The organism is Subdoligranulum variabile, assembly GCF_025152575.1.
In the GTDB taxonomy this organism is placed as follows: domain Bacteria; phylum Bacillota; class Clostridia; order Oscillospirales; family Ruminococcaceae; genus Gemmiger; species Gemmiger variabilis.
The window spans coordinates 808,880-834,198 of sequence record NZ_CP102293.1; the positions used below are offsets into that span (position 1 = coordinate 808,880).

25 protein-coding genes and 1 tRNA gene are annotated in these 25,319 nt (G+C 61.5%); 8 read left to right on the plus strand and 18 right to left on the minus strand.

Features of this window, described 5'->3' with window-relative positions:
• Positions 1 to 45: 45 nt before the first annotated feature.
• From NQ490_RS04120 to ruvC, 6 genes are all read right to left on the minus strand, one after another.
• A complete protein-coding gene (locus NQ490_RS04120; protein WP_147644695.1) occupies positions 46 to 891 on the minus strand; it encodes an energy-coupling factor transporter ATPase in 846 nt (281 codons plus the stop codon).
• Positions 892 to 893: 2 nt separating this feature from the next.
• On the minus strand, positions 894 to 1,757 hold the full coding sequence (locus NQ490_RS04125) for a class I SAM-dependent methyltransferase (protein WP_007047590.1): 864 nt from the start codon (positions 1,755 to 1,757) through the stop codon (positions 894 to 896).
• Positions 1,758 to 1,773: 16 nt separating this feature from the next.
• A complete protein-coding gene (glmM, locus tag NQ490_RS04130) occupies positions 1,774 to 3,144 on the minus strand; it encodes a phosphoglucosamine mutase (protein ID WP_007047591.1) in 1,371 nt (456 codons plus the stop codon).
• 80 nt (positions 3,145 to 3,224) lie between these two features.
• Positions 3,225 to 4,277, minus strand: a complete 1,053-nt coding sequence (gene ruvB / locus NQ490_RS04135) for a Holliday junction branch migration DNA helicase RuvB (protein ID WP_007047592.1) — start codon at positions 4,275 to 4,277, stop codon at positions 3,225 to 3,227.
• An 18-nt stretch (positions 4,278 to 4,295) separates the two neighbouring features.
• The gene (ruvA, locus tag NQ490_RS04140) at positions 4,296 to 4,901 is read right to left on the minus strand and encodes a Holliday junction branch migration protein RuvA (protein WP_007047593.1); all 606 of its coding nucleotides are present in this window, start codon (positions 4,899 to 4,901) and stop codon (positions 4,296 to 4,298) included.
• Between the two features lie 35 nt (positions 4,902 to 4,936).
• The gene (gene ruvC / locus NQ490_RS04145; RefSeq protein WP_040917823.1) at positions 4,937 to 5,434 is read right to left on the minus strand and encodes a crossover junction endodeoxyribonuclease RuvC; all 498 of its coding nucleotides are present in this window, start codon (positions 5,432 to 5,434) and stop codon (positions 4,937 to 4,939) included.
• Between the two features lie 208 nt (positions 5,435 to 5,642).
• On the opposite strand from ruvC, the gene NQ490_RS04150 reads away from it, so the two are divergent.
• A tRNA-Val gene (locus NQ490_RS04150) sits at positions 5,643 to 5,718 on the plus strand.
• 106 nt (positions 5,719 to 5,824) lie between these two features.
• Here the strand turns inward: NQ490_RS04150 and NQ490_RS04155 are convergent.
• Positions 5,825 to 7,144, minus strand: a complete 1,320-nt coding sequence (locus NQ490_RS04155; protein WP_007047595.1) for an HlyC/CorC family transporter — start codon at positions 7,142 to 7,144, stop codon at positions 5,825 to 5,827.
• 271 nt (positions 7,145 to 7,415) lie between these two features.
• Here NQ490_RS04155 and NQ490_RS04160 point away from each other — a divergent pair, with 271 nt between their 5' ends.
• From NQ490_RS04160 to NQ490_RS04180, 5 genes are all read left to right on the plus strand, one after another.
• Positions 7,416 to 9,176, plus strand: coding sequence for a hypothetical protein (locus NQ490_RS04160; RefSeq protein WP_259951624.1), 1,761 nt, complete (start codon positions 7,416 to 7,418; stop codon positions 9,174 to 9,176).
• Positions 9,177 to 9,198: 22 nt separating this feature from the next.
• Positions 9,199 to 11,541: a glycosyltransferase family protein gene (locus NQ490_RS04165; RefSeq protein WP_007047599.1), complete on the plus strand. Its 2,343-nt coding sequence runs from the start codon at positions 9,199 to 9,201 to the stop codon at positions 11,539 to 11,541.
• 279 nt (positions 11,542 to 11,820) lie between these two features.
• Entirely contained in the window at positions 11,821 to 12,501 is a 681-nt protein-coding gene (locus tag NQ490_RS04170; RefSeq protein WP_050764703.1) for a phosphatase PAP2 family protein, read from the plus strand.
• A 106-nt stretch (positions 12,502 to 12,607) separates the two neighbouring features.
• Positions 12,608 to 12,922 (plus strand): hypothetical protein, encoded by a 315-nt coding sequence (locus NQ490_RS04175; protein WP_007047601.1) that lies wholly within the window; start codon positions 12,608 to 12,610, stop codon positions 12,920 to 12,922.
• 20 nt (positions 12,923 to 12,942) lie between these two features.
• Complete coding sequence (locus NQ490_RS04180) at positions 12,943 to 13,779, plus strand: IS3 family transposase (RefSeq protein ID WP_242655008.1); 837 nt, start codon at positions 12,943 to 12,945, stop codon at positions 13,777 to 13,779.
• Between the two features lie 88 nt (positions 13,780 to 13,867).
• Here the strand turns inward: NQ490_RS04180 and NQ490_RS04185 are convergent, their stop codons facing one another.
• From NQ490_RS04185 to NQ490_RS04220, 8 genes are all read right to left on the minus strand, one after another.
• Positions 13,868 to 14,215 (minus strand): EamA family transporter, encoded by a 348-nt coding sequence (locus NQ490_RS04185; RefSeq protein WP_007047603.1) that lies wholly within the window; start codon positions 14,213 to 14,215, stop codon positions 13,868 to 13,870.
• Complete coding sequence (locus NQ490_RS04190; RefSeq protein ID WP_007047604.1) at positions 14,212 to 14,571, minus strand: EamA family transporter; 360 nt, start codon at positions 14,569 to 14,571, stop codon at positions 14,212 to 14,214. Before NQ490_RS04190 ends, NQ490_RS04185 begins: the two co-directional genes overlap by 4 nt.
• On the minus strand, positions 14,568 to 15,509 hold the full coding sequence (locus tag NQ490_RS04195; protein ID WP_007047605.1) for a glycosyltransferase family 2 protein: 942 nt from the start codon (positions 15,507 to 15,509) through the stop codon (positions 14,568 to 14,570). The genes NQ490_RS04190 and NQ490_RS04195 overlap by 4 nt, the downstream gene beginning before the upstream one ends.
• 14 nt (positions 15,510 to 15,523) lie before the next feature.
• Positions 15,524 to 17,065 (minus strand): hypothetical protein, encoded by a 1,542-nt coding sequence (locus tag NQ490_RS04200; RefSeq protein WP_007047606.1) that lies wholly within the window; start codon positions 17,063 to 17,065, stop codon positions 15,524 to 15,526.
• A complete protein-coding gene (locus tag NQ490_RS04205; protein WP_187118515.1) occupies positions 17,046 to 17,609 on the minus strand; it encodes a GNAT family N-acetyltransferase in 564 nt (187 codons plus the stop codon). Before NQ490_RS04205 ends, NQ490_RS04200 begins: the two co-directional genes overlap by 20 nt.
• 7 nt (positions 17,610 to 17,616) lie before the next feature.
• A complete protein-coding gene (locus tag NQ490_RS04210) occupies positions 17,617 to 19,110 on the minus strand; it encodes a hypothetical protein (RefSeq protein WP_007047608.1) in 1,494 nt (497 codons plus the stop codon).
• Positions 19,100 to 20,230, minus strand: a complete 1,131-nt coding sequence (gene rffA / locus NQ490_RS04215) for a dTDP-4-amino-4,6-dideoxygalactose transaminase (RefSeq protein ID WP_007047609.1) — start codon at positions 20,228 to 20,230, stop codon at positions 19,100 to 19,102. The genes NQ490_RS04210 and rffA overlap by 11 nt, the downstream gene beginning before the upstream one ends.
• Positions 20,231 to 20,310: 80 nt before the next feature.
• Entirely contained in the window at positions 20,311 to 20,805 is a 495-nt protein-coding gene (locus NQ490_RS04220) for a hypothetical protein (protein WP_007047610.1), read from the minus strand.
• Between the two features lie 124 nt (positions 20,806 to 20,929).
• On the opposite strand from NQ490_RS04220, the gene NQ490_RS04225 reads away from it, so the two are divergent.
• Entirely contained in the window at positions 20,930 to 22,102 is a 1,173-nt protein-coding gene (locus NQ490_RS04225; protein WP_007047611.1) for a pyridoxal phosphate-dependent aminotransferase, read from the plus strand.
• 84 nt (positions 22,103 to 22,186) lie between these two features.
• Here the strand turns inward: NQ490_RS04225 and NQ490_RS04230 are convergent, their stop codons facing one another.
• The 3 genes from NQ490_RS04230 to NQ490_RS04240 all read right to left on the minus strand — a co-directional run bounded on the left by NQ490_RS04230 (position 22,187) and on the right by NQ490_RS04240 (position 24,907).
• Entirely contained in the window at positions 22,187 to 22,555 is a 369-nt protein-coding gene (locus NQ490_RS04230) for a BlaI/MecI/CopY family transcriptional regulator (protein WP_040917826.1), read from the minus strand.
• A 299-nt stretch (positions 22,556 to 22,854) separates the two neighbouring features.
• Positions 22,855 to 23,259, minus strand: a complete 405-nt coding sequence (locus NQ490_RS04235; protein WP_084759138.1) for a sigma-70 family RNA polymerase sigma factor — start codon at positions 23,257 to 23,259, stop codon at positions 22,855 to 22,857.
• On the minus strand, positions 23,219 to 24,907 hold the full coding sequence (locus NQ490_RS04240) for a recombinase family protein (protein WP_007047615.1): 1,689 nt from the start codon (positions 24,905 to 24,907) through the stop codon (positions 23,219 to 23,221). Before NQ490_RS04240 ends, NQ490_RS04235 begins: the two co-directional genes overlap by 41 nt.
• A 106-nt stretch (positions 24,908 to 25,013) precedes the next feature.
• On the opposite strand from NQ490_RS04240, the gene NQ490_RS04245 reads away from it, so the two are divergent.
• Positions 25,014 to 25,220: a hypothetical protein gene (locus tag NQ490_RS04245; RefSeq protein ID WP_007047616.1), complete on the plus strand. Its 207-nt coding sequence runs from the start codon at positions 25,014 to 25,016 to the stop codon at positions 25,218 to 25,220.
• Positions 25,221 to 25,319: the final 99 nt, after the last annotated feature.

Below are 25,319 nucleotides of genomic sequence, written 5' to 3' on the forward strand. Positions count from 1 at the left end.
GTTCTGCACCGGTGCCGTTTCCGCCCTGTAGGGGATGATGGTTTTTCAGTCCTTGAGCAGTTGGAACAGTTCCTCGGCGCAGCGGTCGGGGGTGATGACGTTCTCCGGCATGGGGATGCCGGCCTTGACCAGTTCATCCCGCAGTTCCGCGGCCTGGGGCACATCCAGATGATAGCTGTGCAGCCGCTCGGTCTGGCTGAAGACCTGCTCGGGGGTGCCCTCCATGACGATGCGGCCCCGGCTCATGACCAGTACCCGGTCGGCCTGGGCGGCCTCCTCCATATAGTGGGTGATGGAGACGATGGTGATGCCGGCCTCCCGCAGCTGGCGGATGGTCCGCATGACCTGGGCGCGGCCATGGGGATCCAGCATGGCGGTGGCCTCGTCCAGCACCAGGCAGTCGGGGCGCATGGCAATGACCCCCGCAATGGCCACCCGCTGTTTCTGACCTCCCGACAGTTTGTAGGGCGCAGCATCCCGTTTTTCGTAGATGCCCGCCAGCTTCATGGCTTCGTCGATGCGGGTGCGGATCTCGGCCGGCGGTACGCCCAGATTTTCCGGCGCAAAGGCCACGTCCTCCTCCACGATGGTGGCGACGATCTGGTTGTCGGGGTTCTGGAACACCATGCCCACCTTCTGGCGGATGTCATAGAGGTGTTCCTCGTTGCGGGTGTCCATGTCCTCCACCAGCACGGTGCCGGTCTCGGGCAGAAGAATGGCGTTCAGGTGCTTGGCCAGCGTGCTCTTGCCGCAGCCGTTGGCCCCCAGCACCGCCACAAATTCCCCGCGGTGCAGGTCCATGCTGACCCCGTCCACCGCGTAGCGCGGCTGGTCGGGATCATAGCGGAATTTTACCTCCTGTACGCGGAGCATGGGTGTTTCGGTAGGCATAATCACTTCTCCCAAATGGCGGTGGCACCGCAGGGCACCACGCCGCCGGTGGCCGAGACCGGCAGACCGATCTCGTCGCAGTGGGTATGACCGCCCTGCACGGGGCAGAGGGTCGTTTTGACGATGTATTCCATCACCGCCGGGCTGAGGCCCTCGGTGTAGGAGTTGATGGCGAAGAACAGCGGATCGTCGCTGAGGACCTGCTCGGTGAGGGCGATGAGGTCGTAGACATTGTCCTCCAGCTTCCAGATCTCACCGCCGGGCCCCCGCCCGTAGCTGGGCGGGTCCATGATGACGCCGTCATACTTGTTGCCGCGGCGGATCTCCCGCTGGACAAATTTGGCGCAGTCATCCACGATCCAGCGGCAGGGCCGGTCGGCCAGATGGCTGGCCGCGGCGTTTTCCCGCGCCCAGGCCACCATACCTTTGCTGGCGTCCACATGGGTCACGCTGGCCCCTGCGGCCAGGCAGGCCAGGGTTGCGCCGCCGGTGTAGCCGAAGAGGTTGAGCACCTTGATGGGACGGCCCGCTTGCCGTATTTTTTCCTGATACCAGGCCCAGTTGACGGCCTGTTCCGGGAATACGCCGGTATGCTTGAAGCCGGTGGGACTGACGATAAGCGTCAGGTCCTGCCAGTGGATCTGCCATTTCTGGGGCAGCTTTTTGTGATAGTTCCACTGGCCGCCGCCCTTGGCGGAGCGGTAGTAGATGGCGTCGGCCTTGGCCCACAGCGGGCTGGTCTCGGCATTTTTCCAGATGACCTGCGGGTCGGGGCGGATCAGCAGCGTGCTGCCCCAGCGCTCCAGCCGGTTGTGGTTGGTGGCGTCCAGCAGTTCATAATCCCGCCAGGTATCGGCAGGGCGCATAGGCGATTCTCCTTCCTTACTTGTCGAGGATGCGCTGGCGGATCATATCCGCGATGCGGTCGGCGCTGGTCTGGATGGCGGCATGGTCTTCGCCCTCCACCATGACCCGGATCTTGGGCTCGGTGCCGGAAACGCGCACCAGCACACGGCCCATGCCCATCAGGCTCTGCTGCTGGCTCTCGATGAAGCCGGCAATATATTCATCCTCTTTGTAGGCCTGTTTCTGTTCCTTGTTGGCCGTCAGGTTGATGAGCACCTGGGGGAACTTGGTGTACACCCCGTTGAGGTCGCTCATCTTGGTGGCCGGGTTTTCCGCCTTCTTGCGGGCCAGCACTTTCAGCAGCTTGCCGGCGGTCAGCTCGCCGTCACCGGTGGTGGAATGATGCAGGAAGATCACGTGGCCGCTCTGCTCACCGCCGATGGCGTAGCCCCGGGCCCGCATCTCCTCCAGCACGTACCGGTCGCCCACCGCCGTGCGGGCGGTCTCAATGCCCAGGGCCTCCATATGCTTCATAAAGCCCAGGTTGGACATGACGGTCACCACCACGGTGTTGCCGTCCAGGCGGCCGCGCTCCTTCATATCAGCGCCCACCAGGGCGATGATCTTGTCGCCGTCCATCTCGGCGCCGTTTTCGTCGCAGCCCAGGCAGCGGTCGGCGTCGCCGTCAAAGGCAATGCCGCAGTCATAGCCGCCTTCCTTGACGGCAGCTTCCAGCGCTTCCAGATGGGTGGAACCGCAGCCGTCGTTCACCGAAACACCGTCCTGCAGGGTACCCATGAAGCCGCACTCGCAGCCCAGGCGGGGGAACAGTTTCTGGGCCACCGCCGCGGAGGCACCGTTGGCGCAGTCAAACAGCACTTTCAGGCCGGTGAGGTCGGCATCGATGTGCTCCTGCAGGAAATCCACATAGTCGTCGATGCCGGTGCGGCACATATGGATGCGGCCGATGTCGGCACCCTCCGCCAGACGGATGTCGGCGCAGTTGTTGAAGACATGGGCCTCGATCTGGTCCTCCACCTCGTCGGGGAGCTTGTAGCCGTCCCCCTTGAAGATCTTGATGCCGTTGAATTCCATGGGGTTATGGGAGGCCGAGATCATGATGCCGGCGTCGGCATGGTACTTGCGCACCAGGTAGGCCACGCCGGGGGTGGGGATCACGCCCAGCAGGTCCACGTCGGCACCCACGCTGCACAGGCCCGCCGCCAGGGTGGACTCCAGCATGTCGCCGGAGACCCGGGTGTCCTTGCCGATGAGGATCTTGGGACGGTGCCCGTCCAGGCGGGTCAGCACCGCCGCAGTGCCGCGGCCGATCTGCAGCGCCAGTTCACAGGTAAGGTCCTTGCCCGCCACGCCGCGGACGCCGTCGGTTCCAAACAGTTTACCCATAGTATCAGGTCCTTTCGTACTCAAATCGTTTTTTCCTATTCTATGCGCCCGGCCTGTCCGCCGGTGCGGATCTGTCGTGCTCAAAACATACTCTGCTGGCCGTCGTCTTCATCAAACCGGCGGGGCACCGCCATATGCAGATGCTCGTAGGCCAGCCGGGTCACGCAGCGCCCCCGCGGGGTGCGGGTCAGCATGCCCATCTGCATCAGATAGGGTTCGCAGAGGTCCTCCAGGGTGACGCTCTCCTCCCCCAGAGCCGCCGCCAGGGTCTCCAGCCCCACCGGCCCGCCGCCGTACATCTCGATGATGGCGCGCAGCAGGCTGCGGTCCAGCTCGTCCAGGCCCATCTCGTCGATGTCCATCCACTTGCGGGCTTCCACGGCGGTCTCCTCGTCGATGGTGCCGTCCCCCTGCACGGTGGCAAAATCCCGCACCCGCTTGAGCAGACGGTTGGCGATACGGGGCGTACCGCGGCTGCAGCGGGCCAGTTCCAGGGCCCCTTCCTCGGTGATGGGGATCCCCAGAATGCCGGCGCTGCGGGTGATGATCTGTGCCAGTTCCTTGGGGCTGTAGGGCTCCAGCTTGAGCAGGATGCCGAAGCGGTCCCGCAGCGGCCCGGTGAGCTGCCCGGCCCGGGTGGTGGCGCCGATCAGCGTGAACCGGGGCAGGTTGATGCGGATGCTCTGGGCACTGGGGCCTTTGCCGATCATGATATCCAGGGCATAGTCCTCCAAAGCCGGGTAGAGCACCTCCTCCACCTGGCGGGAAAGGCGGTGGATCTCGTCAATAAAAAGGACGTCCCCCTCCTGCAGATTGGTCAGCAGGGCGGCCAGGTCACCAGGCTTCTCGATGGCAGGGCCCGAGGTGATGCGGATCTGTACCCCCATCTCCTGGGCCACAATGCCGGCCAGGGTGGTTTTGCCCAGGCCCGGCGGGCCGTAGAGCAGGATGTGGTCCATGGGCTCGCCACGCTGCTGGGCTGCCCGCAGATAGACCCGCAGGTTGCCCTTGGCCTTTTCCTGGCCCACATAGTCGTCCAGGGTTTTGGGGCGCAGGCTGATCTCTTCCGCGTCGGCAGGCAGGGCGTCGGGGCTGACCAGCCGGCTGGGATCTACGGTGTATTCCTGATTCATAGCGGTCTGTCCCCTCCTTTACCGGGCGCGCGACAGGCTGCGCAGCGCCACTTTGATGATGTCCTGCACGGACAGGGTCTCGTCCACCCGGGCCACGGCCGCCGCCGCGTCGGAGGGTGTATAGCCCAGGCTGACCAGAGCCGCCACCGCCTGGGCAGGGGCAGAACTGGGCATGGGCGCCGAGAGGTCCGCCCCGCCGAAGCCGGTGCCGTCGGCCAGGCCCTTGCCCACCTTGTCCTTCAGTTCCAGGGTGATGCGCTGGGCCAGCTTCGGTCCCACGCCCGAGGCCTTGGTAAAGGCCTTGTGGTCGCCGGAGGAGGCCGCCAGGGCGATTTTTTCGGGGCTCATCACCGAGAGGATGGCCAGGCCCGCCTTGGGTCCCACGCCGGAGACGGCGGTGAGCATCTTGAAACAGTCCCGCTGTTCCTCGGTGGCAAAGCCGTAGAGGGAGACATCGTTCTCGCTGACGTTCATGACGGTGTAGACCGTGCCCTCCTGCCCCGGGGCGGGCAGCGCCTCGCCGGTGGTGGCAGGGATCTGCACGGCATATCCCACCCCGCCGCAGCTGATGACGGCGGTGTCCAGCGTCTTTTTCAGAATTTTGCCGGTCAGGCAATAGATCATGGTATCCTTCCTTGCTGTTCAAAGGGGCACGGCGCTCAGCGCGGCTGCGTGCCCATCAGGCGGCTGCGGCTGCAATGGCAATGGGCAATGGCCATGCCCAGCGCGTCCGCCGTGTCGTCGGGTTTGGGGATGGTTTCCAGGTGCAGCATCATGCGGGTCATCTCCTGGATCTGCTTTTTCACGGCCTTGCCGTATCCGGTGATGGCCTGTTTGACCTGCATAGGGGTGTATTCGTAGATCGGCACACCGCACTGGGCAGCCGCCAGCAGGATCACCCCGCGGGCTTCCGCCACACCGATGACGGTGGTCTGGTTGTGCTGGTAGTACAGTTTTTCGATGGAGAGCGCCTCCGGCGCATACCGGCGGCAGACATCCAGCACCGAGTCGTAGATCTCGCACAGGCGCTGTTCAAAGGGGGTATCCTTCTCCGTGAGGATGGCGCCGTAGCCGATAGGGGAAAACCGGTTTCCCACATACTCCACGACCCCCCAGCCCACGATGGCATACCCGGGATCAATGCCCAGTACCCGCAACTTTCTACACCTCCCCACTTTAACCGATATAGTATACCACAAAATCCTGATGCCGTCCACCGTGCATTCCGGCTTTTTGTTTTCCATAAAACCTCAATGCATCGTTATTTTCAAAAAAAGTTGATTTTTTTTGAAAAAAGGGGTTGATTTTTTCGTTCGGGTTTGGTATGATTATTGGCGTCGCAAGAAGCGCGGCGCCCAAGAACATGGACGGTTAGCTCAGCTGGTAGAGCATCTGCTTGACGTGCAGGAGGTCACAGGTTCGAGTCCTGTACCGTCCACCAAATCAGTCCGGAACGAAAGTTCCGGGCTTTTTTATTTTTGTATGTCACAAAAGAGCAGCGGCGTGCAGGCTTTCAGGCTTGCACGCCGCTGTGGTTTTATGGTCAATTATTGAGCGCGGCGGTTTTCCCGCTCCCGGTGCTCCCGGCGGTCCCCCTTGCGGGGTTCCTCCTCCGGCGGGCGGCGGGTCAGGCGGACCTCCTGCACGCGGCGGTGGCTCACACGGGTCACCGTGCCGTCGCAGTCGCCCCACACAAAGTGGTCCCCCACCTTGGGCAGACGGCCCAGCTTTTCCTGCACCAGGCCACTGATGGCGATGGCGTCGATCTCCTCCTGGTCCTTGATGGAGAGTTCCTCGGCCACATCGTCGATGCCGGCGGCGCCGGACACCAGCCAGCTGCCGTCGCTCTGCTGGTGGATCTCCTCCACGACGTCGTCATGTTCATCCCAGATCTCGCCCACCAGCTCCTCCAGGATATCCTCCAGCGTGATGATGCCGGCGGTGCCGCCGTATTCATCCACCACGACGGCCATATGGTGCTTGCTTTCCCGCAGGGTCAGCAGCAGGCTGGAAATCTGGGTGGCGGTGGTGGTGTACAGCGTCGGGCTCACGAGGTTTTCCAGTTTCACCTCTTTGACGTTGCCCTTGCGCAGCGCCGCGAAGCAGTCCTTCTCATGCACCACGCCGATGATATTGTCGATGGTCTCGTGGTAGACCGGCAGGCGGGAATACCCGCTCTCGGCAAACATATCCACGACCTCTTCCATTGGCGTGTCGTCCTCCACGGCCACCACATCCACGCGGGGCGTCAGGACGTCCTCCACTTCCACGTCATCGAATTCGATGGCGCTGCGGATCAGCTCGCTCTCCCGGTCGGTCAGCTCGCCGTCCTTTTCGGCCTCACTGACCATGGTGACGAGCTCACCTTCGGTGATGGTGTCCCGCTCACCTTTGTAAAAACGCTTGGCGAGGAAGTTTTTCCACTGTCCGAAGATCCAGTTCAGCGGGGTGAACACCGTGACCAGCACGCTGAGGGTGGGCGCAAAGCTCAGCGCCAGCGATTCCGGCATCTCCTTGGCCATACTCTTGGGGGTGATCTCACCAAAGGTGAGCACCACCAGGGTCAGCACAACGGTGGATACCGTGGGGCCGTACGCTCCGCCCAGCACCTGGGTGAAAAGCACCGTGCCGATGGAGGACGCGCCGATGTTGACGATATTGTTGCCGATGAGGATGGTGCTGAGCAGGCTGTCGTACCGCTCGGCCAGCGAGAGGACCTTGGCGGCCTGCCGGTCGCCTGCGTCGGCGCGGCTGCGCAGACGGATCAGGTTCAAGGAAGAATACGCGGTTTCGGCCGAAGAAAAGAAGGCCGACATGCACACCAGTACAACCAGTGCCACGATCATAAATATACTGCCATCGTCCATTGGGGAAACTACCAACTCTACTTTCTGTATTGAAATTTTATGCGCCCTGCAAAAAGTACAGTGAACGCATATTGTAATGTATGATACCATATTTCTCTGCAAAACGCAAGATGACCGGCACGGGAGGCGCAAAACGCGCAAATCCGCCAAAAGACGGTTTCCTTCCTGCAAAAAGAAGCGCCGGGATGCACAAATCCTGCCGCATTGCGTCCCAAGCGGCCGCGTGCTATAATAAGGTGTATTTTTGTATTCCCGGACAAGGAGGCCCCTGATGAATTCCCTTTCCACCCTTTGCCGGCGGCACCGCCGGCTGCTGCTGGCGGCCGGATACCTGCTGATCCTGGCTTTTGCCGTGATGTATCTGCGCGTCACCATCAGCGTACCGCCTGAGGGCGACGACAAACTGACCCTGAACAAATGGATGTTCGATTTCAACCGCATGTCCTTCTGGGAATACCTCTGGCGGGACCTGGGCGAACGGCTGGAATATTTTACCCTGCATCAGGTCCGGTTTTTCCCGTTCCATTACCCCTCGGCGTTTTCGCTGCTGTTTTTCGGCAATCTGACCAGCTACCGGCTGTATATCATCGCCGTGACCGCCGCGGCCGGGTTCCTGACCAGCCGGGTGATCGCAAAACTCAGCCGCAGCAACGCGATGGCATTGGGCTGTTTTGCGCTGGGACTGGCGTTGGCTCCGCTTTACAATGAGGGCATGTACAGCTACTACGCTGTCCCCCAGAAGGCCCTGTTCTGGGCCATGGCGGGCTGGCTGTGCCTGCTGCGGCTGGAGGATACCGGTCATCGCCGCTGGGGCGTGGCTGCCGGGGTGCTGGCCTTTGTTTCCTGCGGCACCTACGAGATCGGCTACATGTACACCGTGATCGCCGTGGTGCTGTGGGTGGTGCTCCGCCGCAGCCTGAAAAAGGGCCTGCTGGGCTGTGCGCCCACGCTGGCCGGCACCGCTGTGGCCCTGGCCTTCCATCTGGGCTGTTCCCGGGGCACCGGTTCCACCGGCAACGCCCTGGCCCTGAACCTGCCCGAGATTGCCCGGGTCACGGTACAGCAGATGGCCGCCTCCATCCCCTTCCTCAATCCCCTGCTGCAGGAGCAGGATCCCGGCGTCATCACCGGCGGCGACAAGCTCTGGCCGCTGCTGCTGGGCCTTGTGGTGGGACTGGCGCTCTGTTTTGCCGCCCCGCGGTGGAAGACCCGCTCCAAAACGCTGGGCGGTCTGGCCCTGCTGGGCCTGGCGCTCTGGGCCGGTCCGGCGCTGCTGCTGGCCTGTTCCGAGCGATACCAGCAGCCGGAAGCCATCACCTGGAAGTGGGGCTACATCCCGGCTGCGGCCAGTTCTGTGGGCCTGGCCTTGCTGCTGGCGGCCCTGGTGGCCCTGCTGGCCGGTGCCCTGTCCCGCCTGCCCCGGGTGCCCGGCGTGCTGCTGCGGCTGGCACTGACGGGGCTCATTGCCGTGGGCCTCTGCGCCAACGGTGCCTACACCCGCGCCTGCCTGCGCAACCATCATGCCCAGAACCTGGACAACTATTACTTCTTTGTGGATACCATCTCGGCCGGGCTGGCGGATGCCGTCACCGGCGATGATCTGATCCTCTGCAACGAAAACGTCTGGGGCAGCAACCCCGACGCGGAGTCCAACTTCTTCAGCCGGTTCACGGGACGGGAGCTCCACGCCCAGGTGATGGGCGCCGGGGAAGTGCCCGACGATCTGACCGGCTCTGTGTACGGCTACCAGACCTACCGCAACTATGGCGGCTACGATCTGGCCTGGTGCGGCCGCGCCCAGGACACCACCGGCGAGTTGCTGGACACCCTGCAGGTTTATGTGCAGGGCGCTGTGGTGCCCGACAACGCGGTGATCAAATACAAGGTCCGTCTGCCGGACGGCACCGAGGAAGCCCGGGCCATCTGCCTGCTGGACTGCGACAAGACCCCGCGCAACGCCAAGGGGGACTATCTTGCCACGGTGGAGGACTCCTCCATCCTCAACGCCAAGATCATGATCTGGGACGGCTGAGTCCTGAAAAGAGGTTACAACGATGCAACACCTGGTTTCCCTGCTGCGGAAAAACAAGCTGTTCGCCGCTCTCCTGGCGGTGGAACTGGCGGTGACGGTCTGGCTGGCGGTGACGGTCTGGCTGGCGGCAGGGCTGTTCGGGCCGGCGTACACCCTGGCGCTGACCCCCGACACCTTTGCCAACAATTTTTCCGGCATTGCCGCCCTCAGCGAGGACGGCGGCGCCCTGCAGATCTGGAATGACAGCGGTTTTACCACCGACAAGGAGATCACCTTTTCCTCGGCCGGCACGGCACTGCCTTCCGGCGCCTACGAGGTGACGGTGGACTACTTTTCCTGCCAGACCCCCGACGCTCCCACCTTCAGTGTGCAGCAGAGTGCCGGGTCGCTGACCTTCTCCTCTGAAAAGACGCCTTCCGCCGTGCAAGCCGACGCCCTGACCCTGGATGACGGCCACCGCACGGTCTCCACCCGACTGTGGGTCAGCTCCGGCGCCAGACTGCAGGACCTGACCGCCACCCTGCATTATGGGGAAGGGCAGCTCTATCTGTACGGCATCCGCTTTACCGAACAGCCCATCTACCGGCTGACCCGCCTGGTCTGCTTTGTCTTCTTCTTTGCCGTGGTGGATTTTCTCGGCTGGCTGCTCTTTGCCTGCACCGGTGCCCAGGGCGCCCCCCGACGCCGCGCCCTGCGGCTGCCGCTGGCTCTGCTGGGCATCACGGTGCTGGCCTGTCTGCCGCTCTTCAGCGACCATCTCTATTTCGGCCACGACCTGCGCTACCACCTGCAGCGCATCACCGCCATGGCCGCCGAGTTGTCCTACGGGCAGTTCCCGGTGCGCATTACCACTACCACTCTGAACGGCTACGGCTACATCAACCCGCTGTGCTACTGTGAACTGTTTTTGCTGCTGCCTGCCCTGCTGTACAACGCCTGGCTGCCGCTGCGCACCTGCTACCAGGTGTACATCTTTGGGGTGACGCTGGCAGCCTGCGGCTTCAGCTATCTCTGCTTTGCCCGGATCTCCGGCAGCCGCCGCGGCGGTGTGCTGGGCGCCGCCCTCTATACGCTGTCGACCTACCGGCTGGTCTGCGTCTATTTCCGCGCCGCGGTGGGAGAATACACCGCCATGAGTTTCCTGCCGCTGGTGCTGCTGGGCGTCTACGAGATCTACACCTGCGAAAAGCCCCGTTTTGCCCAGTGGGCGCCCCTGGCCTTCGGCATGGCGGCTCTGGTGCAAAGCCATCTGATCTCCACCGAACTCACCGGCGCTTTTCTCCTGCTGTTCTGCCTGCTGCGGCTGCGGCAGACGCTGCGCCCCGCCCGCCTGCTGGCCTGGTGCAAGGCCGCCCTGCTGGCTTTCGGGCTGAGCGCCTGGTTCCTGTTCCCCTTCATCTCCACCAGCCTCTCGGTACCGCTGCAGGTCAACGAGGGTCTGCCCGGCAAGCCCCAGAGTGAGGGTCTGACCCTGATGCAGCTGCTCAATCCCTTTGGCCCCGGCTTCGGCGGCACCTCGTCGGGCACCTCCACCGACATGAGCCTGACACTCGGCCTGCCTCTGGTGCTGGGTGTGGCCCTGGTGGTCTTCTGCCTGTTCCGCCGCGACCGGTGGGAGCTCCCCCCCGCCCTGCGGCTGACAGCCGGGCTGGGCACCCTGGCGGTGATCCTCTCCCTGCAGATTTTCCCCTGGGATTTCCTGGAAAGCTGGGTGGGCAGCGGCATCGCCAAGCTGACCGGCACCTTCCAGTATCCCTGGCGGTTTCTGGCGCTGGCCACCCTGCTGTTCTGTGCCGCCACCCTGCTGGCGCTGCGGCTGGCGGGGCAGCACCGGCCGCAGATGCTCCGGCTGGGGACCTTTGTGCTGGCGGCCTGCACGGTGCTGAGCGTGAGCGTCTTCCAGATGCAGCTGCTCACCTGTTCGGAGCTGACCGGCAACACCATCAGCCGGGACGACACCCGGGACGTGGGCCTGGGCGAATATATGATCGACGGGTGCAGTATCTATGAAACGATCTGGGCCCAGCCCAAACCCGGCAGCGAGGAACTGACGCTGACCGGCTACGAGAAAAAGCAGGGCGTCGCCTATCTGAGTGTGGAGAACGCAGGCGGCGATGCCGACATCTCGGTGCCCATCTTCAACTACGGCCATTACACGGCCGCCGATACCGCCACCGGCACTGCGGTTCCCTTCACCAGCGGCGAGAATGCCCGCATTGTGCTGACGATCCCCGCCGGATACAACGGCACCATCGCCATCGCCTGGCACAGTCCCCTGTGGTGGCGCGGATGCGAGCTGCTCTCCCTGCTGTGCGCCGCCGGCAGCCTGCTCTGCTGGCTGGTACGGCGCCGCGCCCGGTCCTGACCTTCGCTTTTGCCCGCCCTCCGGCATGCCGGAGGGCGGTTTTTCTGCAGCCGTTTTTCTCAAAAAATTTTACAAAGATTGCAACAGTTTTCCATTCTGCGTCGTTATAGTATACAGAAGCCCAATTTATGGCATAGCATCGCCAAGTCGTACAAATTCCGGCAAAACGCACCGGATTTTCTTGTCGTCTTTTCCGCTTGCTTTTGCCGCGGTTTTCGGCGTATAATGGTACATCGCCATAGGTATGCTGTTTCGTTTGGAAGATAAAAGGAGTTTCCTATGCGTAACTGGTGTATGCGTCATCCTGTATGGTTCATGGCGCTGTATGCATTATTTTATTTGCTCTGTTTCCATTTTCTGGAGAAGACCATTCTGGTGCCGGATCTGTGGGTCCACTGCCGCCTGGATGACCTGATCCCCTTCTGCAAATATGCGATCATTCCCTATGTGATGTGGTTCCCGTGGATCCCGTTCACGCTGTTTTACATACTGCGGCATGCCCCGCGGTCGGATTTCTGGCGGCTCTGCCTGCCCCTGTTCGCTGGCATGACATTGTCGCTGCTGTTCTACGTGATGGTTCCCAACGGGCTGGCGCTGCGTCCCCACAGCATTGCCGGCAACGACATTTTTGCCGAGGCAGTGCGCACCCTCTACCGCCACGACACCCCCACCAACGTCTGCCCTTCCATCCATGTGTTCAACTCGGTGACGCTGATGCTGGCCTACTACCGCTGCAGCTGCTTCGACGCGCCTCGCCGCCGCTGGATGCGCCCGGCCGCCGCAGGGCTCTGTCTGGCCATCACCCTTTCCACCATGCTGCTCAAGCAGCACAGTGTGATCGATGTGGTGTTCGGCATCCTGCTGGCCCTGGCGCTGGATTACCTCGCCGCCGTGGTGGAGACCGAAACCTCGCCCCTGCATCACCGCCACCGCAAAGAGCGTCTGCCCGAATGGTGGTAAATACAAAAAATCCCCGACGGAAATTGAACAGGTCCAGTAAAAACGGACAGTGACAAAATACCCCCTGATGTAGGAAAATGTAAGTACTACATCAGGGGGTATTGTCATGAATAAACGAAATTACACACACATTCAAGAACTGTTGCCTCGAATCAAGGCAATGCTGGCAGAAGGAAAAACACAGCGGGAAGTGGCGGAGTACTATGGATTTAAAGACAAATATGTGGTGAAGCAACTGTTGACACGGGAACGCCGAAAAGAGCGGAAGCTGGAAGCAGGGATTATTCCGCGGTCGAAAGGACGGCCAAGGAAGAATGCTGTGCCAAGAGACATCATAGCGGAGCAGGCATATGAGATCCAGCGTTTGAAAATGGAGAATGAATTGCTGCGGGATTTTCTGCAATCCACAGGAAGGAAGTGAGAGCAAAAGCGAAGTATGCGGTGATTTACCGCCACAGGAAAGAGTCCCCTATACTGGTTATGTGCAAATTTTTTTCGGTGTCCAGAAGCGGATATTACAGCTTTGTAAGGCGAATGGACCGTCCGGAGAAGGATGCTGGCCTTGCCGAAACGATCCGGCAGCAGCAAAGCAAATGCTTTCATACTTACGGTTACCGGCGGATGTGGCAATGGCTGAAGGAAAACAAAGGTATTTACCATAATCCCAAGACAATTCTGCGTGTCATGCAAAAATACGGCCTGTTGGCGGAGATTCGCCGCCGCAGGAAATGGAAACAGATGGGCCAGCAGGTATACAAATACGAGAATCTTCTCAACCGGGACTTTCACGCTGAAGCCCCGAACAGCAAATGGGTGACCGATATTTCCTATATTAAGACCAAACAAGGTGTATTGTATCTGTCTATGATCCGTGATCTGTACGACAACAGTATTGTGTCCTACAAGACTGCGACACAGCAAACGGTGAACCTGGTCCTTGACACCATTCGCCAAGCAGTGCGCAGAGAAAAGAAGAAGGCCGCTGCGGAGTTGCAGCTCCACAGCGACCAAGGCTTTCAATACACATCCCAAGCATATTTCAAGCTAACTCAACAATACGGCATTACGCCTTCGATGTCAAGACGTGGAAACCCGTATGACAACGCAATGGCGGAAAACTTTTTCTCTATCCTAAAAACAGAGTGCATCTACCGCCACAAACCGGCAACCTTCTCTGAAGCAAATGAAATGATTGACCGCTATATCCATTTTTACAACTACGAGCGTATCCAAAGTAAAACAGGAGTAGCGCCGCTGACGCTGCGCCACTCCTGCTAAAACTGAATATTCCTACACCCGGGGCTTTTTTGTGCTGTCTGCACAATCTGGGGCGGTTCAAATCCCGCCGGGGTTTTGTTTTGTTCTTTTACAGCGCGTAGACCAGAATTCCCACAATGATGAGGGCCAGCGCCAGAATCTTTCTGGGGTTCATCTTCTCATGGAAAATGGTAATACCAAAGATCGTCACATACAGGTAGCCGGTGGCCTCCAGTACAGGACCCACATTCAGCGGCACCCCCTTGTAGGCCAGCATCGTCAGCAGCGTGCAGCCCACAAAAAGGCCATACCCCAGCAAGACCCGCCAGTCGGTATACTCGGCCAGCAGGGATTTGTGTTCCCGCACGGCGGCCTTTTTGAGCAGTACCTGGGACACCGATGCCAGAAAGGTGCTGAAAAGGTAGAGCAATACATAGGGAAGCTGAGCCTGTGTCATGAGCAATCCTCCCCTTCGTGGTCGGCCCGGACAAAGAGCACGATGCCAGCCACAATGATGACCGCCCCCAGGACCTGCCGCAGGGTAACGGTCTCGTCAAACAGGAGGAACCCCAGCAGAATGCCCCAGACAACGGTGACAGCCTTGTTGGCGTAGGCGGTGGTCAGCGGCAGATGTTTGATGACCTGCTGCCAGCCGAAGGCATAGACGACCAGCGCCGCCAGCATACCGCCGTAGAGCAGAAAGAACGGCACGCTGAGGAAGGCCTGCCGGGCCGCCAGTTTGCTGCAGACGCTGCTCATGGCGTAGATGCCCAGGAAGATATGCAGGATAAGGAACCATTTCGCCTGTTTCACCGGGACGCCTCCTCATGGTGCAGATACTCCCGTGCCACATACTGTGGCGCGTTGTTGGCGCACATATAGATGCGGCCCACATACTCCCCGATCAGGCCCAGGACAATGAGGATGATCCCGCCCAGAAGGAGCAGCAGTGCCGTGGTGGAAGCCCAGCCCAGCGGGGCGGTGTGGCGGGTGAAATGGCTGATGATGATGTAGATGATATAGAAGAAGCCTGCCACCGCCGACAGGGTGCCGAAATAGGTGGCGATGCGCAGCGGCTTGACCGAAAAGGAGGTAAACCCGTTCATCCACAGTCCCAGCAGCTTGCCCAGCGTATAGCCGGAGCGGCCCTCCTCCCGGGCACGGTGGTGCACCGACACATTGCAGATGTTCTTGGTGGTGCGCAGCACCAGACCGATCACATAGGGATAGCAGTGCTCATAGCGGATCATCTCGTCCATCACGAAGCGGCGGGCGGCAAAGTAGCTGTTGACCACCAGCTCGGGCGGCTTGCCCAGCATGATCTCGGTCATCTTGCTGTTCACCCAGCTGCCGAAATTGCGCCAGCCTGCCTGCCGCTTGTTGTCGTAGCTGGCATAGACCACGTCATACCCGGCCTGGATCTTTTCCAGCAGCTTGCCCACCTCGTCGGCGGGGGTCTGGCCGTCGTCGTCCAGGCAGATGATGATATCTCCGGTGCACTGGTGGAAACCGGCCATCAGGGCGGCATGCTGGCCGAAATTGCGGGCCAGGTCCACCCCCTGTACATGGGGATCCGCCGCCACCAGGCTGCGGATGGTGCCCAGCGTGCCGTCCGGCGAACAGTCATTGACCAGCACGATTTCATAGTCATACTGGGGCATGGTGCGCATGGTATCGGTGACTTCCCGCACCACCCCGGCCAGCGTGTGTTCCGAGCGGTAGCAGGGAATCACATAGGATAGTTTCTGCATACGTTTTTCTCCCTTTATGACACGGCGTCCGGCCGTTCGTAGACCACCAGATCCCTGGTGGAGACAACCTCCTGCCAGCCGTCTGCCAGCAGACGGGCCTCCGCCTCGGTGCCATGGTTCACCATGGCATACCGGGAATAAATGGTCTGGGTCTCATCGGCCAGATAGGTATTCCAGTCAAACTCAATGCCCACACCCGCCGGCACCGCGTAAAGATAGCCATGGAAGACATCGTCGTCGTAGGCATAGGCCAGCGTATGATCCCAGGGATCGTCGCTGTCCCGTGCCTCCACACGCTGGGTGAGGGCGGTCTCCACGGCGGTGATCTGTTCCCCCATCTCGGCATTCCAGGTGGACAGGCTGCTGCGCTGTGCGTTCATGGGCAGCAGCAGGATCATCAGCACCGGCAGGTAGACCACAGCCTGGCGGGCATTTTCCACCGTGACAGCGCCCAGCATCAGCATGCAGAGCAGCGCCAGGTGCCGGGGGGCGATGTTGTACATAAAGACCAGCACCAGGGCGATGACGCCGGCACAGACCAGCGCACAGACCTTGAAACGGCAGGGCCGCCCGCGGCACAGATCATAGACCAGACAGCCCACAGTGACGAGCACCATCACCACAAAGATCACACAGCCGGTACCCACATACTGGGGATCCCCCTGCAGGGTGGGCAGGATGCTGAGCCAGGCGGTATGCAGTTCCTTGGCAGCGCGGGTCAGCTCATAGCCCACCGCACCGGCCACATCGCCGGTGAGCAGCCGCTGCAGGCCGGAAAAATCCATGCCGCCGCCGCTGAAATAGGGCGCCGAGAGCTTGGTCATGGAAAACAGGGCCACCACAAAGCTGGCGGCCGCCGCAGCGCCGCAGAGGATCTTGCGGCGTTTCGTCCCCTGCCACAGCGCCGCCAGCGGGAAGGCCCAGAACAGCAGCGCATAGGGGCGGAAGATGGTTTCCAACGCGCAGGCGATCACCGCCACGGCGAACCAGCCGGGACGGAACCCGCGCAGCAGCGCCGCCGAGCTGCCCACGATGACCAGCGCCAGGGCGTAGTGCAGCGCCTCGGAAGAGCCGCAGAACACCAGGCTCAGCGGCACCCACAGGCAGACCAGTGTGAGGGCGCAGACCATCTGCTGCCAGACTTTCAGCCGGGCCGCGCGCACAAAGAACGCCATCCCCACAATGGTAAAGAAGATATTGCACCAGAACACCGTATTGACCCCGGCACCGAACAAAAAGCCCGGCAGGGCATACATCCAGATCAGGAAGGGGCCCCAGGTGCCGTACCGGCCGATGTCGGCGTGGCCCTCCTGATAGCCGAAATACCCCTGGGGCCCGCCATGGGTCAGTACACTGACCACCTGGCGGTTGTAGATGACCTCGTCATTGTCCATATTCGGGGCGATCCAGACCTGATTCAGCGGCGTGCGGTAGGCCAGCGAATAAAACACCAGCAAAAACAGCACTGCCCCCAAAACGCAGAGCAGCGCGTTGGGGGTCTTTTGCAGCCAGGTTTTGCACCGGCGTACCAGTTTGTTATTCCGTACGGTCGCCATTCCGGCCCTCCCCGGCCAGCTTGGCCATAAACACAACATCGCGGTACTGCCCGTCCAGCACTACCATATCCCGGCAGATTCCCTCCAGCACGAAGCCGGCCTTTTCATAGCTGCGGCGTGCAGGCAGATTTTCCGCCAGCAGCCGCAGACTGATCCGATGGAGCCCCAGCGTGGTAAAGCCAAAGTCGGTGAACAATCGGGCGGTCTCGGTGCCGAAGCCCTTGCCCCGGGCCGATTCCTCGCCGATGAAGATGCCGTACTCGGCGCTGCGGTTGGCGTGATCCACATCCCGGTAATAGACCGAACCCACCGGCCGGCCGTCGGTCTTGTCCTCGATGATATACTGCACCACCTGCCCGGTGGCCACCTTGGTGGCCAGCCAGTGCCGGTGCATCTCCGGGGTGAATTTTTCGCGGAAGATAAAGTTCTGCATCACCGACGGCGTGTTGCGCCAGGTCACAATGCGGCCGGTGTCCCCATCGGTGATGGGGCGCAGCACCACCAGCTGCCCGGTGATAACGGGAAGTTCCTGCATACGATTCATTCCTCTCTCATCCCCGCTCATACACGGTACAATACTGCCCCTGATGCAGGAGCGTCCATCCCTCGTCCAAAAGGCGCGCTTCCACCGCGCTGCCCGGGGAGGTCATCAGATAACGGGAGCGGATGACATGGCTCCCGTCCTCAAGGTATCCTGCCTCGTCAAACTGCAGCCCCATGCCGTCCGGCACCGCGTAGAGCATGCCCACGTGGGCGGCATCCCCGAAGGAATAGGCCACGGTGTGATCCCAGGGATCGTCGCTCCGGATGGCCGCCTGACTCTCGGTCAGCGCAGCAGTGAGCTGCTGACTCTCCTGAGCGATGGCCTCCCGCCAGGAGGGCATGCCGAAGCCGCCCCCCGCCGTCAACCCCAGGATCCCCGCCGCCGTCAGGGCCAGGGTAACCGCCGCGGTTCCCAGGGCAGGGCGCGGACTTTCCAGCACCAGCGCCGCCAGCAGCAGGATATCCAGCACCAGCGTATGGCGGGAAGCCTCGGTGGTGCGGTACATCACCATGAGAGCCAGAAAAATCACGGCGGAAGCTGCCGCCGCACAGCCCTTCCAGAAAACCGGCCGCTTATGGCGCCGGTCCCACACAAGGCAGCCGACGGTCACCGCCAGCAGCAGCAAAAAGATCAGGTAGTAGCCGCCGCCTTCGCCCCGCAGCGCCCCGGCGATCTCCTGCCCCACCTGGGTGAAGGCGGTGCGCAGTTTGTCCGCCGTGTAGCGGACTGCCGAGAACACCTGCAGATGGGCCAGCATCTTGAGCGGTGCGGTATCCACGTTGGTGAAAAAGTAGGGTGCGTAGAATTTGGACATCAGCACCAGCGTCGCCGCCAGCGAAGCCAGTGCCCCCGTCCCGCAGCGCAGCAAGGCCCGCCGGTGCGGCCAGGCCAGCACCAGCGGATAGAGCCAATAGACGGCATTATAGGGCCGGGCCAGGGTGGCCGCCGCGCAGAGGATGGCCAGCGCCGCCCAGGCCGGTTTGCGGCCAGTCCGACGCACCAGCACCGCCGTGCCGGTGATGGCCAGTGCCAGCGCATAGTGCAGCGGCTCCTGCATGGCGGAAAAAACATAGCGCACCGGCGCGTTCAGACAGGCCAGCACGACGCCGAAAGCCGCCTGCTGCCAGGCCTTGAGCCAGGCAGCCCGGGCAAAGACCAGCCAGCCCGCCGCCACGAAAAACAGGTTGCACCAAAGAAAAGCATTCTGTCCCCGGAAGAAAAAGCCGGGGATGGCGTACAGCCAGAAGATGGCCGGTCCCCAGGCCGCAAAGGTGCCGATGTCCGCATGGGATTCGTTGAAGCCGAAATACCCCTGGGGTGCACCGTATTCCACCACCGCCGACAGCTGTTTGCTGTAGACGACTTCGTCGCTCCAGGAGCTGGCAGGCAGGTAGATGCCGGTGACGGGGACCTTGTAGACCAGCCACTCATAGAGCAGCAAAAAGGCCAGCGCCGCCGCCAGGGTGGCCGCCGTGCCCGGCCAGAAGGATTTACTGCGCATAGAACGCAAAAACACAGTCGATGACCCGGTTGCGGTCCTCTTCGGTCATGCCGTAGTAGAGGGGCAGCCGTACCAGCCGTTCGCTCTCCCGGGTGGTGTAGCGATCCTCCCCGTCAAAGCGGCCGAATTTGCGGCCCGCCGGGGCAGAGTGCAGCGGAATGTAGTGGAACACCGCCAGGATGCCGTTGTCCTTGAGATAGCGGATCAGCGCCGTGCGCTCCTCCAGATCCTTGCACTTGAGGTAGAACATATGGGCGTTGTGCACGCAGTCCTCCGGGATGGTCTGCAGCTCCACCTTGCCGGCCTGAGCCAGCGGTGCGAAAGCCGCACGGTAGGCATTCCAGGTAGCCATGCGGTTGTCGTTGATCTCGTCGGCGTGAAGCAGCTGGGCCCACAGATAGGCCGCGTTCAGCTCGCTGGGCAGATAGCTGTCGCCGAAGTCCACCCAGGTATACTTGTCCACCTGGCCGCGGAAGAACTTGGCACGGTTGGTGCCTTTTTCCCGCAGGATCTCGGCCCGCTCGTTGTATGCGGGATTGTTGATGACCAGCGCGCCGCCCTCGCCCATGGAGTAGTTCTTGGTCTCGTGGAAGGAGTAGCAGCCGAAGTCGCCGATGGTGCCCAGCGCCTTGCCTTTATAGGTGCTCATGACGCCCTGGGCTGCATCCTCCACCACCATCAGGTTGTGGCGGTGGGCGATGTCCAGGATGGTGTCCATCTCGCAGGCGACGCCGGCGTAGTGCATGACGATGATGACCTTGGTGCGATCGGTGATGGCCGCCTCGATCTTGGTCTCATCGATGTTCATCGTGTCGGGGCGGATGTCCACAAACACGAGCTTGGCCCCGGCCAGCACCGCCGCCGTGGCCGTACTGGAGAAGGTGTAGCTGGGCAGGATGACTTCATCCCCCGGCTCCAGCCCGCACAGCAGCATGGCCATATCCAGCGCGGTGGTGCCGCTGGTGGTCAGCAGCACCTTCTGGGCGCCGAAGCGCTCCTCCATCCAGGCGTTGCACTGCTTGGTAAAGGCACCGTCTCCGCAGATCTTGTGGGAGTCGATGGCCTGCTTGACATATTCGATCTCGTCCCCGACACAGGGGGGCACGTTAAAAGGAATCATGAATAAGCCTTCCTTCCTGGGCAAAGATTCAACAATTATAAGCAGTATACCATATTCGGCCCGATTCTACAACCTCCGAATCATTCCCTGACCCGGGCAGCGTTGTAGGCACGGATCATCAGTACCGCATACCACAGCAGCAGCACACTGAAGAGGATGAACGCCGTGGAGGAGACCACTGCCGGCCGGCCCAGCTGGTGCGCAACGGTGTAGACGGCCAGCGGCAGGGCGGCCACCCCCGGCATCAGGCGGTGGGGCATGCCGGCCTGGCGCAGCATGAGCACTGTGGTGAGAAGCAGGATCCAGAGGTCCAGGGACCGCAGCAGTGGCAGCAGCCAGACCCAGACGCCGCCGTTCTGGCTGCCGCAGAGGATCAGCTCCAGCACCAGCTGCGCCGCCCCGCATACCAGGGGCAGTACGGTGCGGCGGGCGATCAGCAGATAGCCCACCACCGCCAGCACCGTCAGGGAAAGCTCCTGCAGCTGGGTGTTGTCGGGCATGGCCAACATGGCCCGTCCGGCCGCCGAAATGCCCGCCAGAAGATAGGCAAGCGCCAATCGATTGCGTTTATCCATAGGGATTCTCCTGTACAAAATTCTTTGATTTTCCTAATCATAACACGAACCGACAGGGCTTGCAAGGAGGCGAAAGCCGGCGTATAATAGGGTTCATTCCCATTTTGGAAACGAGGTTTTTGGCATGGAATTTTCCCATCGGTTGGAACTGTTCGGCCCCGAGATCTTTGCTGCCCTCAACGACAAGAAGGTCGCCCTGGAGGCCGAGGGCCGTCATCTGTATAATTTAAGCGTGGGCACGCCGGATTTTGCGCCGGCGCCCCACATCAAGCAGGCGCTCATCGATGCCGCGCAGGACGACGAGAACTGGAAATACAGCCTGCGCGATCTGCCCGAGCTGCTGCAGGCCGTCTGCGATTACTACCAGCGCCGCTTCGGGGTGGACAGCATCACCCCGGACAGGGTCATGAGTTTTTCCGGCAGCCAGGACGGCATCGGCCATTTGGGACTGGCGCTGTGCAACGACGGAGACGTGGTGCTGTTGCCCGACCCCTGCTATCCGGTGTTCATGACCGGCTGCATGCTGGGCGGCGCCAAGCCCTGGTACTACCGTCTGACCAGGGAAAACCACTTCCTGCCCGACGTATCCTCCATCCCCGAGGAGGTGGCCCGCGCCGCCAAGCTCATGCTGGTCAGCCTGCCGGCCAACCCGGTGGGCAGCATCGGCACTCCGGAGCTCTATGCCGAGATCGTGGCGTTCTGCCGCAAGTACGACATTCTGCTGGTCCATGACAACGCCTACAGCGACATCATCTTTGACGGAGCCCACGGCGGCAGCATCTTCAACACGCCGGGCGCCGAGGAATGCGCGGTGGAGTTTTTCAGCCTGAGCAAGAGCTTCAACGTCACCGGTGCCCGCATCAGCTTCCTGGTGGGACGCCCCGATGTGGTGGCCGCCTGCAAGAAGCTGCGCACCCAGATCGACTTCGGCATGTTCCTGCCCATCCAGAAGGCAGCCATCGCTGCGCTCACCGGCCCGCTGGACGGCGTGCAGCGCCAGTGTGCCGAGTATCAGCGCCGCCGAGACGCCCTCTGCGGCGGCTTGCGCAGCATCGGCTGGAATGTGCCCGACAGCCATGGCAGCATGTTCGTATGGGCCCCCATTCCCGCCGGGTATGAGAGCAGCATGGACTTCTGTCTGGAACTCATCGAGAAGGCCAATGTTATCTGCACCCCCGGTTCCAGCTTCGGCCCCAGCGGGGAAGGCTATGTCCGCTTCGCCCTGACCATGCCGGTGGAGAAGATCCGCCAGGCCGTGGAGGCCATCGCTGCCAGCGGCATGATCTGCCGCAGCTGATCCGTTTTCTTCCTTAATAAAACAAAAGCAGCCTACCGTAACCTCACGGTGGGCTGTTTTTTCATACTCTCCCCTGGATTTTCTTCACTGACCATTTTCCCGTACCGCGGTGCGCAGTTCCTTCTGGATCGCCGGGGTGATCTCCACCCGCTTGAGCAGGGCGGCCAGCAGTTCAGGGAACTGGTCCGCCGGAAGCTGCTCTACGATCACTTCTGCCAGATACTCCGCATGGGACAGCGCCGGTTCAAAGGTGCGCGCATAGGTCTTGCCGCTGCGGACAAACCCCACTTCCTTCAAGACGCCTTTCTCCATCAGGCTGTTGAGCATGGAAAAGATCGAACGCTCTTTCCATTTACGGTCCACGCAGGTGGAAACCACTTCGGTCTGGGCCATCGGGTGGTCCGCCTGCCAGAAGATCTCCATGATCTGCTGTTCACTTTTTGTCAGATGCACGACAGTCTACTCTCCCTCGTTATAAGATACTTAGATAGTATCTGCTTTTGGTTGAAATGTCAATGCGTTTTGCACAATTTCTGTTGTCGATTCCTGTTATTTAATAATTTTTTCACATTTATTCATATTTCTTTATTCATATTTCCGACACAGCCGTATAACGATTTTGTATTTTAGCGTTGTATCGGATATTTATTCCAAAATCCTGCATATTGTTCCGGAATTTTGCATCCGTTTTTTCTGTGCGCATTCCAGAAACGCACACCACATAATTCCATTTTCCGGCATGGATTTTCCGCTCATTTTCCCCGACGGACGTTTTCACTGCCCCACCGGGCCGAAAGCGCCTGCAGCGCCCGCTTCTCCAGCCGGGAGATATAGCTCCGGCTGATGCCCATCTGCCCGGCGATTTCCTGCTGGGTGCAGGGCGGCCGACCATCCAGACCGTAGCGTCGGGTCAGCACCTGCTGCTCCCGCGGCGGCAGCGTTTCCAGCAGCTTGCGCAGCCGTGCCGCATCGGCGCGGCGCTCGCAGTCATCCTCCATCACCGCCGGGTCCGGCAAAGTGTCCGCCAGTGTCAGCTGCCCCTCGCTGCCCTCCAGCGGCTCCTGCAGGGAGAGTAGCGTCCCCTCCCGCCGGGTGCGCCGCAGCTCCATCCGCAGTTCATTTGCTATCCTCTCCCCAAAGCGTCGGTTCCTGCTCATCGTCTGCCTCCTCCGCGCCCCACAGCACCACCCGGGCACGCTGACCGTCCCAGACCACCTTGCGCACCACCCCGCGGACAGCCGCCCGTTTCTGCTCCACCGTCATGCTGTCCACGCAGTCCCGGAAGGACGCAAGCCGCTGCCGCAGAAGGTCGAACTCCCTGTCGTTCAAGTTCCGGCGGACCTCCCGGTCTTCCAGCGCTCCGATCCGCTCCTGTAGTTCGGCCTGTCCGGCATGCAGCTCCTCGATACGCTTTTTGAGATGGTCCAGGGCCGTACTGTCTCCGAAATCCGCCAGTGAATCCACCAGAGCCCGGATCTTCCGGTCATTTTCCGCCTGCTGCTGCCGCAGCTCCTCCAGCGGCCGTTCGGATTCGGTCCGGCCGGTATACAGCCCTTTGCTCTTTTCCAGCCGGGAGAGGAACCCGCTTTTCTCCCCTGTCAGTTCCCGGATCTGCGCCAGGACCGCCCCATCCAGAAGGTTGCCCTCTGCATTTTTGCCGTTGCACAGACGGCGCTTGCTGCGCTCCTTGCTCTTGCAGACGTAGTGGAAGATCCGTTTGCCCTCTGCCGTTTCCCGCCGGGAGAGCTTTGGGTACATCCGGCTGCCGCAGCGGCACCAGAGCAGACCGGTGAGCAGGGCCTCGTTGCTGCGGGGCTTGCGGTAGGCGTTGGACTTGTTGCGTTCCAGGGATTCCTGGACGCGGACCCAGGCCTTGCCCGGGATCAGTCCCGGATGCTGCCCCACCGATACGATCCACTCACAGACAGGCCGGTAGACGGTGGCCCGGCCCTTCTCCTGGTCGGTGCGGTTGTAGGCCAGGATACCCCGGACGCCGTCAAACTCCTCCGGTGCCGAGAACAGCTCGGCCTGCTTCTCCAGAAAGTATTGGTAAGCATCCCGGTCTGCAATGAGATAGACCGGGTTCTGCAAAATTCCCCGTATGGAAAACCGGGTGAAGCTCCGTCCGTTTTTGGTGCGGATCTGCCGGCGCAGCAGTTCAGCCTCGGTCCCGGTGAGGGAGTCCGTCTCGCCGTACAGGTCGTAGATTTCCCGGACGACCGCGGCTTCCTCGGGAAGGAGTCTGAGCCGGCAGGCCCGCTTGCTCCTGCCGTCCACCGTGACGGTCCTGACCGCCTCGGAGGTGTACCCGGTAGGGGTGGTGCCCCCCAGCCAACGCCCGGTCTTGGCCAGCTCGTGCATATTGTCCCGGATGCGCTCGGCGATGGTCTCCCGCTCCAGCTGGCTGAACACCGAGGCAATGTACATCATGGCCCGCCCCATGGGACTGGATGTGTCGAAACTCTCCCGGATGGAGATAAAGTCGATGCCCAGCCGCCCCAGTTCCTCGATGAGGGCAGAAAAGTCGCTGATGTTGCGGCTGATCCGGTCCAGGCGGTAGACCACCACCGCCCGGAACCGGCGTTCCCGGGCGGCCTGCATCATCCGCCGGAAGTCCGGACGGTTCAGATTGCCCCCGGAAAAACCCTCGTCCTCAAAGACGACGGCTCGGTCGGCCCAGGCATCTCCGAAGGCGGTGCGGATGTACGCCCTGCACAGCTCCACCTGGTTGCCGATGCTCTCCCCTTTGCCGGTAAAACGGGACTTCCGGGAGTAGATGGCAATGACATCCTGATTTCTGGGCATGGCGGATCGCCTTCCTTTCCATCCCCATTGTATGAGGCGACAGGTCATAGAAGACAGGCTTTCCGCCATACAATGCACCAGACGACGGGAATCGGGAGGTGACCGGATGAAAAACAGCCCGCCCCTGCAGATGACCGTACAGTTTCCCCAAACCAGGGGCGGCAAGGAGGAACTGGCACAGCGGATTGCGGAACTCCACGCCGATTGCGTGCGCGCTGCCCTGAACCAGCTGAACTGCCCCGTGAAGCAGAAGCGGGAACTTCTGCAGGCGATAATCGACACGTACCGGAGTTTGCCGGACCCTCGCCCCTGAATCCGCACCAGTCCCCGGTGAGCAAATGCCCGCCGGGGCTGTTGTTGAGGGAACCGGTCGGACATGCTATAATAGAATCCATCAGAAAGGAGTGATGCC

Coding starts and splice junctions, on each gene's coding strand:
- ruvB (WP_007047592.1), bottom strand. CDS start 4,277: ATGAATCAGGAATACACCGTAGATCCCAGCCGGCTGGTCAGCCCCGAC.
- NQ490_RS04125 (WP_007047590.1), bottom strand. CDS start 1,757: ATGCGCCCTGCCGATACCTGGCGGGATTATGAACTGCTGGACGCCACC.
- NQ490_RS04225 (WP_007047611.1), top strand. CDS start 20,930: ATGGAATTTTCCCATCGGTTGGAACTGTTCGGCCCCGAGATCTTTGCT.
- NQ490_RS04165 (WP_007047599.1), top strand. CDS start 9,199: ATGCAACACCTGGTTTCCCTGCTGCGGAAAAACAAGCTGTTCGCCGCT.
- NQ490_RS04185 (WP_007047603.1), bottom strand. CDS start 14,215: ATGACACAGGCTCAGCTTCCCTATGTATTGCTCTACCTTTTCAGCACC.
- NQ490_RS04220 (WP_007047610.1), bottom strand. CDS start 20,805: ATGGATAAACGCAATCGATTGGCGCTTGCCTATCTTCTGGCGGGCATT.
- NQ490_RS04200 (WP_007047606.1), bottom strand. CDS start 17,065: ATGGCGACCGTACGGAATAACAAACTGGTACGCCGGTGCAAAACCTGG.
- NQ490_RS04175 (WP_007047601.1), top strand. CDS start 12,608: ATGAATAAACGAAATTACACACACATTCAAGAACTGTTGCCTCGAATC.
- NQ490_RS04160 (WP_259951624.1), top strand. CDS start 7,416: ATGAATTCCCTTTCCACCCTTTGCCGGCGGCACCGCCGGCTGCTGCTG.
- NQ490_RS04245 (WP_007047616.1), top strand. CDS start 25,014: ATGAAAAACAGCCCGCCCCTGCAGATGACCGTACAGTTTCCCCAAACC.
- glmM (WP_007047591.1), bottom strand. CDS start 3,144: ATGGGTAAACTGTTTGGAACCGACGGCGTCCGCGGCGTGGCGGGCAAG.
- NQ490_RS04120 (WP_147644695.1), bottom strand. CDS start 891: ATGCCTACCGAAACACCCATGCTCCGCGTACAGGAGGTAAAATTCCGC.
- NQ490_RS04235 (WP_084759138.1), bottom strand. CDS start 23,259: ATGAGCAGGAACCGACGCTTTGGGGAGAGGATAGCAAATGAACTGCGG.
- NQ490_RS04210 (WP_007047608.1), bottom strand. CDS start 19,110: ATGCGCAGTAAATCCTTCTGGCCGGGCACGGCGGCCACCCTGGCGGCG.
- NQ490_RS04240 (WP_007047615.1), bottom strand. CDS start 24,907: ATGCCCAGAAATCAGGATGTCATTGCCATCTACTCCCGGAAGTCCCGT.
- ruvA (WP_007047593.1), bottom strand. CDS start 4,901: ATGATCTATTGCCTGACCGGCAAAATTCTGAAAAAGACGCTGGACACC.
- NQ490_RS04205 (WP_187118515.1), bottom strand. CDS start 17,609: ATGAATCGTATGCAGGAACTTCCCGTTATCACCGGGCAGCTGGTGGTG.
- NQ490_RS04170 (WP_050764703.1), top strand. CDS start 11,821: ATGCGTAACTGGTGTATGCGTCATCCTGTATGGTTCATGGCGCTGTAT.
- rffA (WP_007047609.1), bottom strand. CDS start 20,230: ATGATTCCTTTTAACGTGCCCCCCTGTGTCGGGGACGAGATCGAATAT.
- NQ490_RS04195 (WP_007047605.1), bottom strand. CDS start 15,509: ATGCAGAAACTATCCTATGTGATTCCCTGCTACCGCTCGGAACACACG.
- NQ490_RS04155 (WP_007047595.1), bottom strand. CDS start 7,144: ATGGACGATGGCAGTATATTTATGATCGTGGCACTGGTTGTACTGGTG.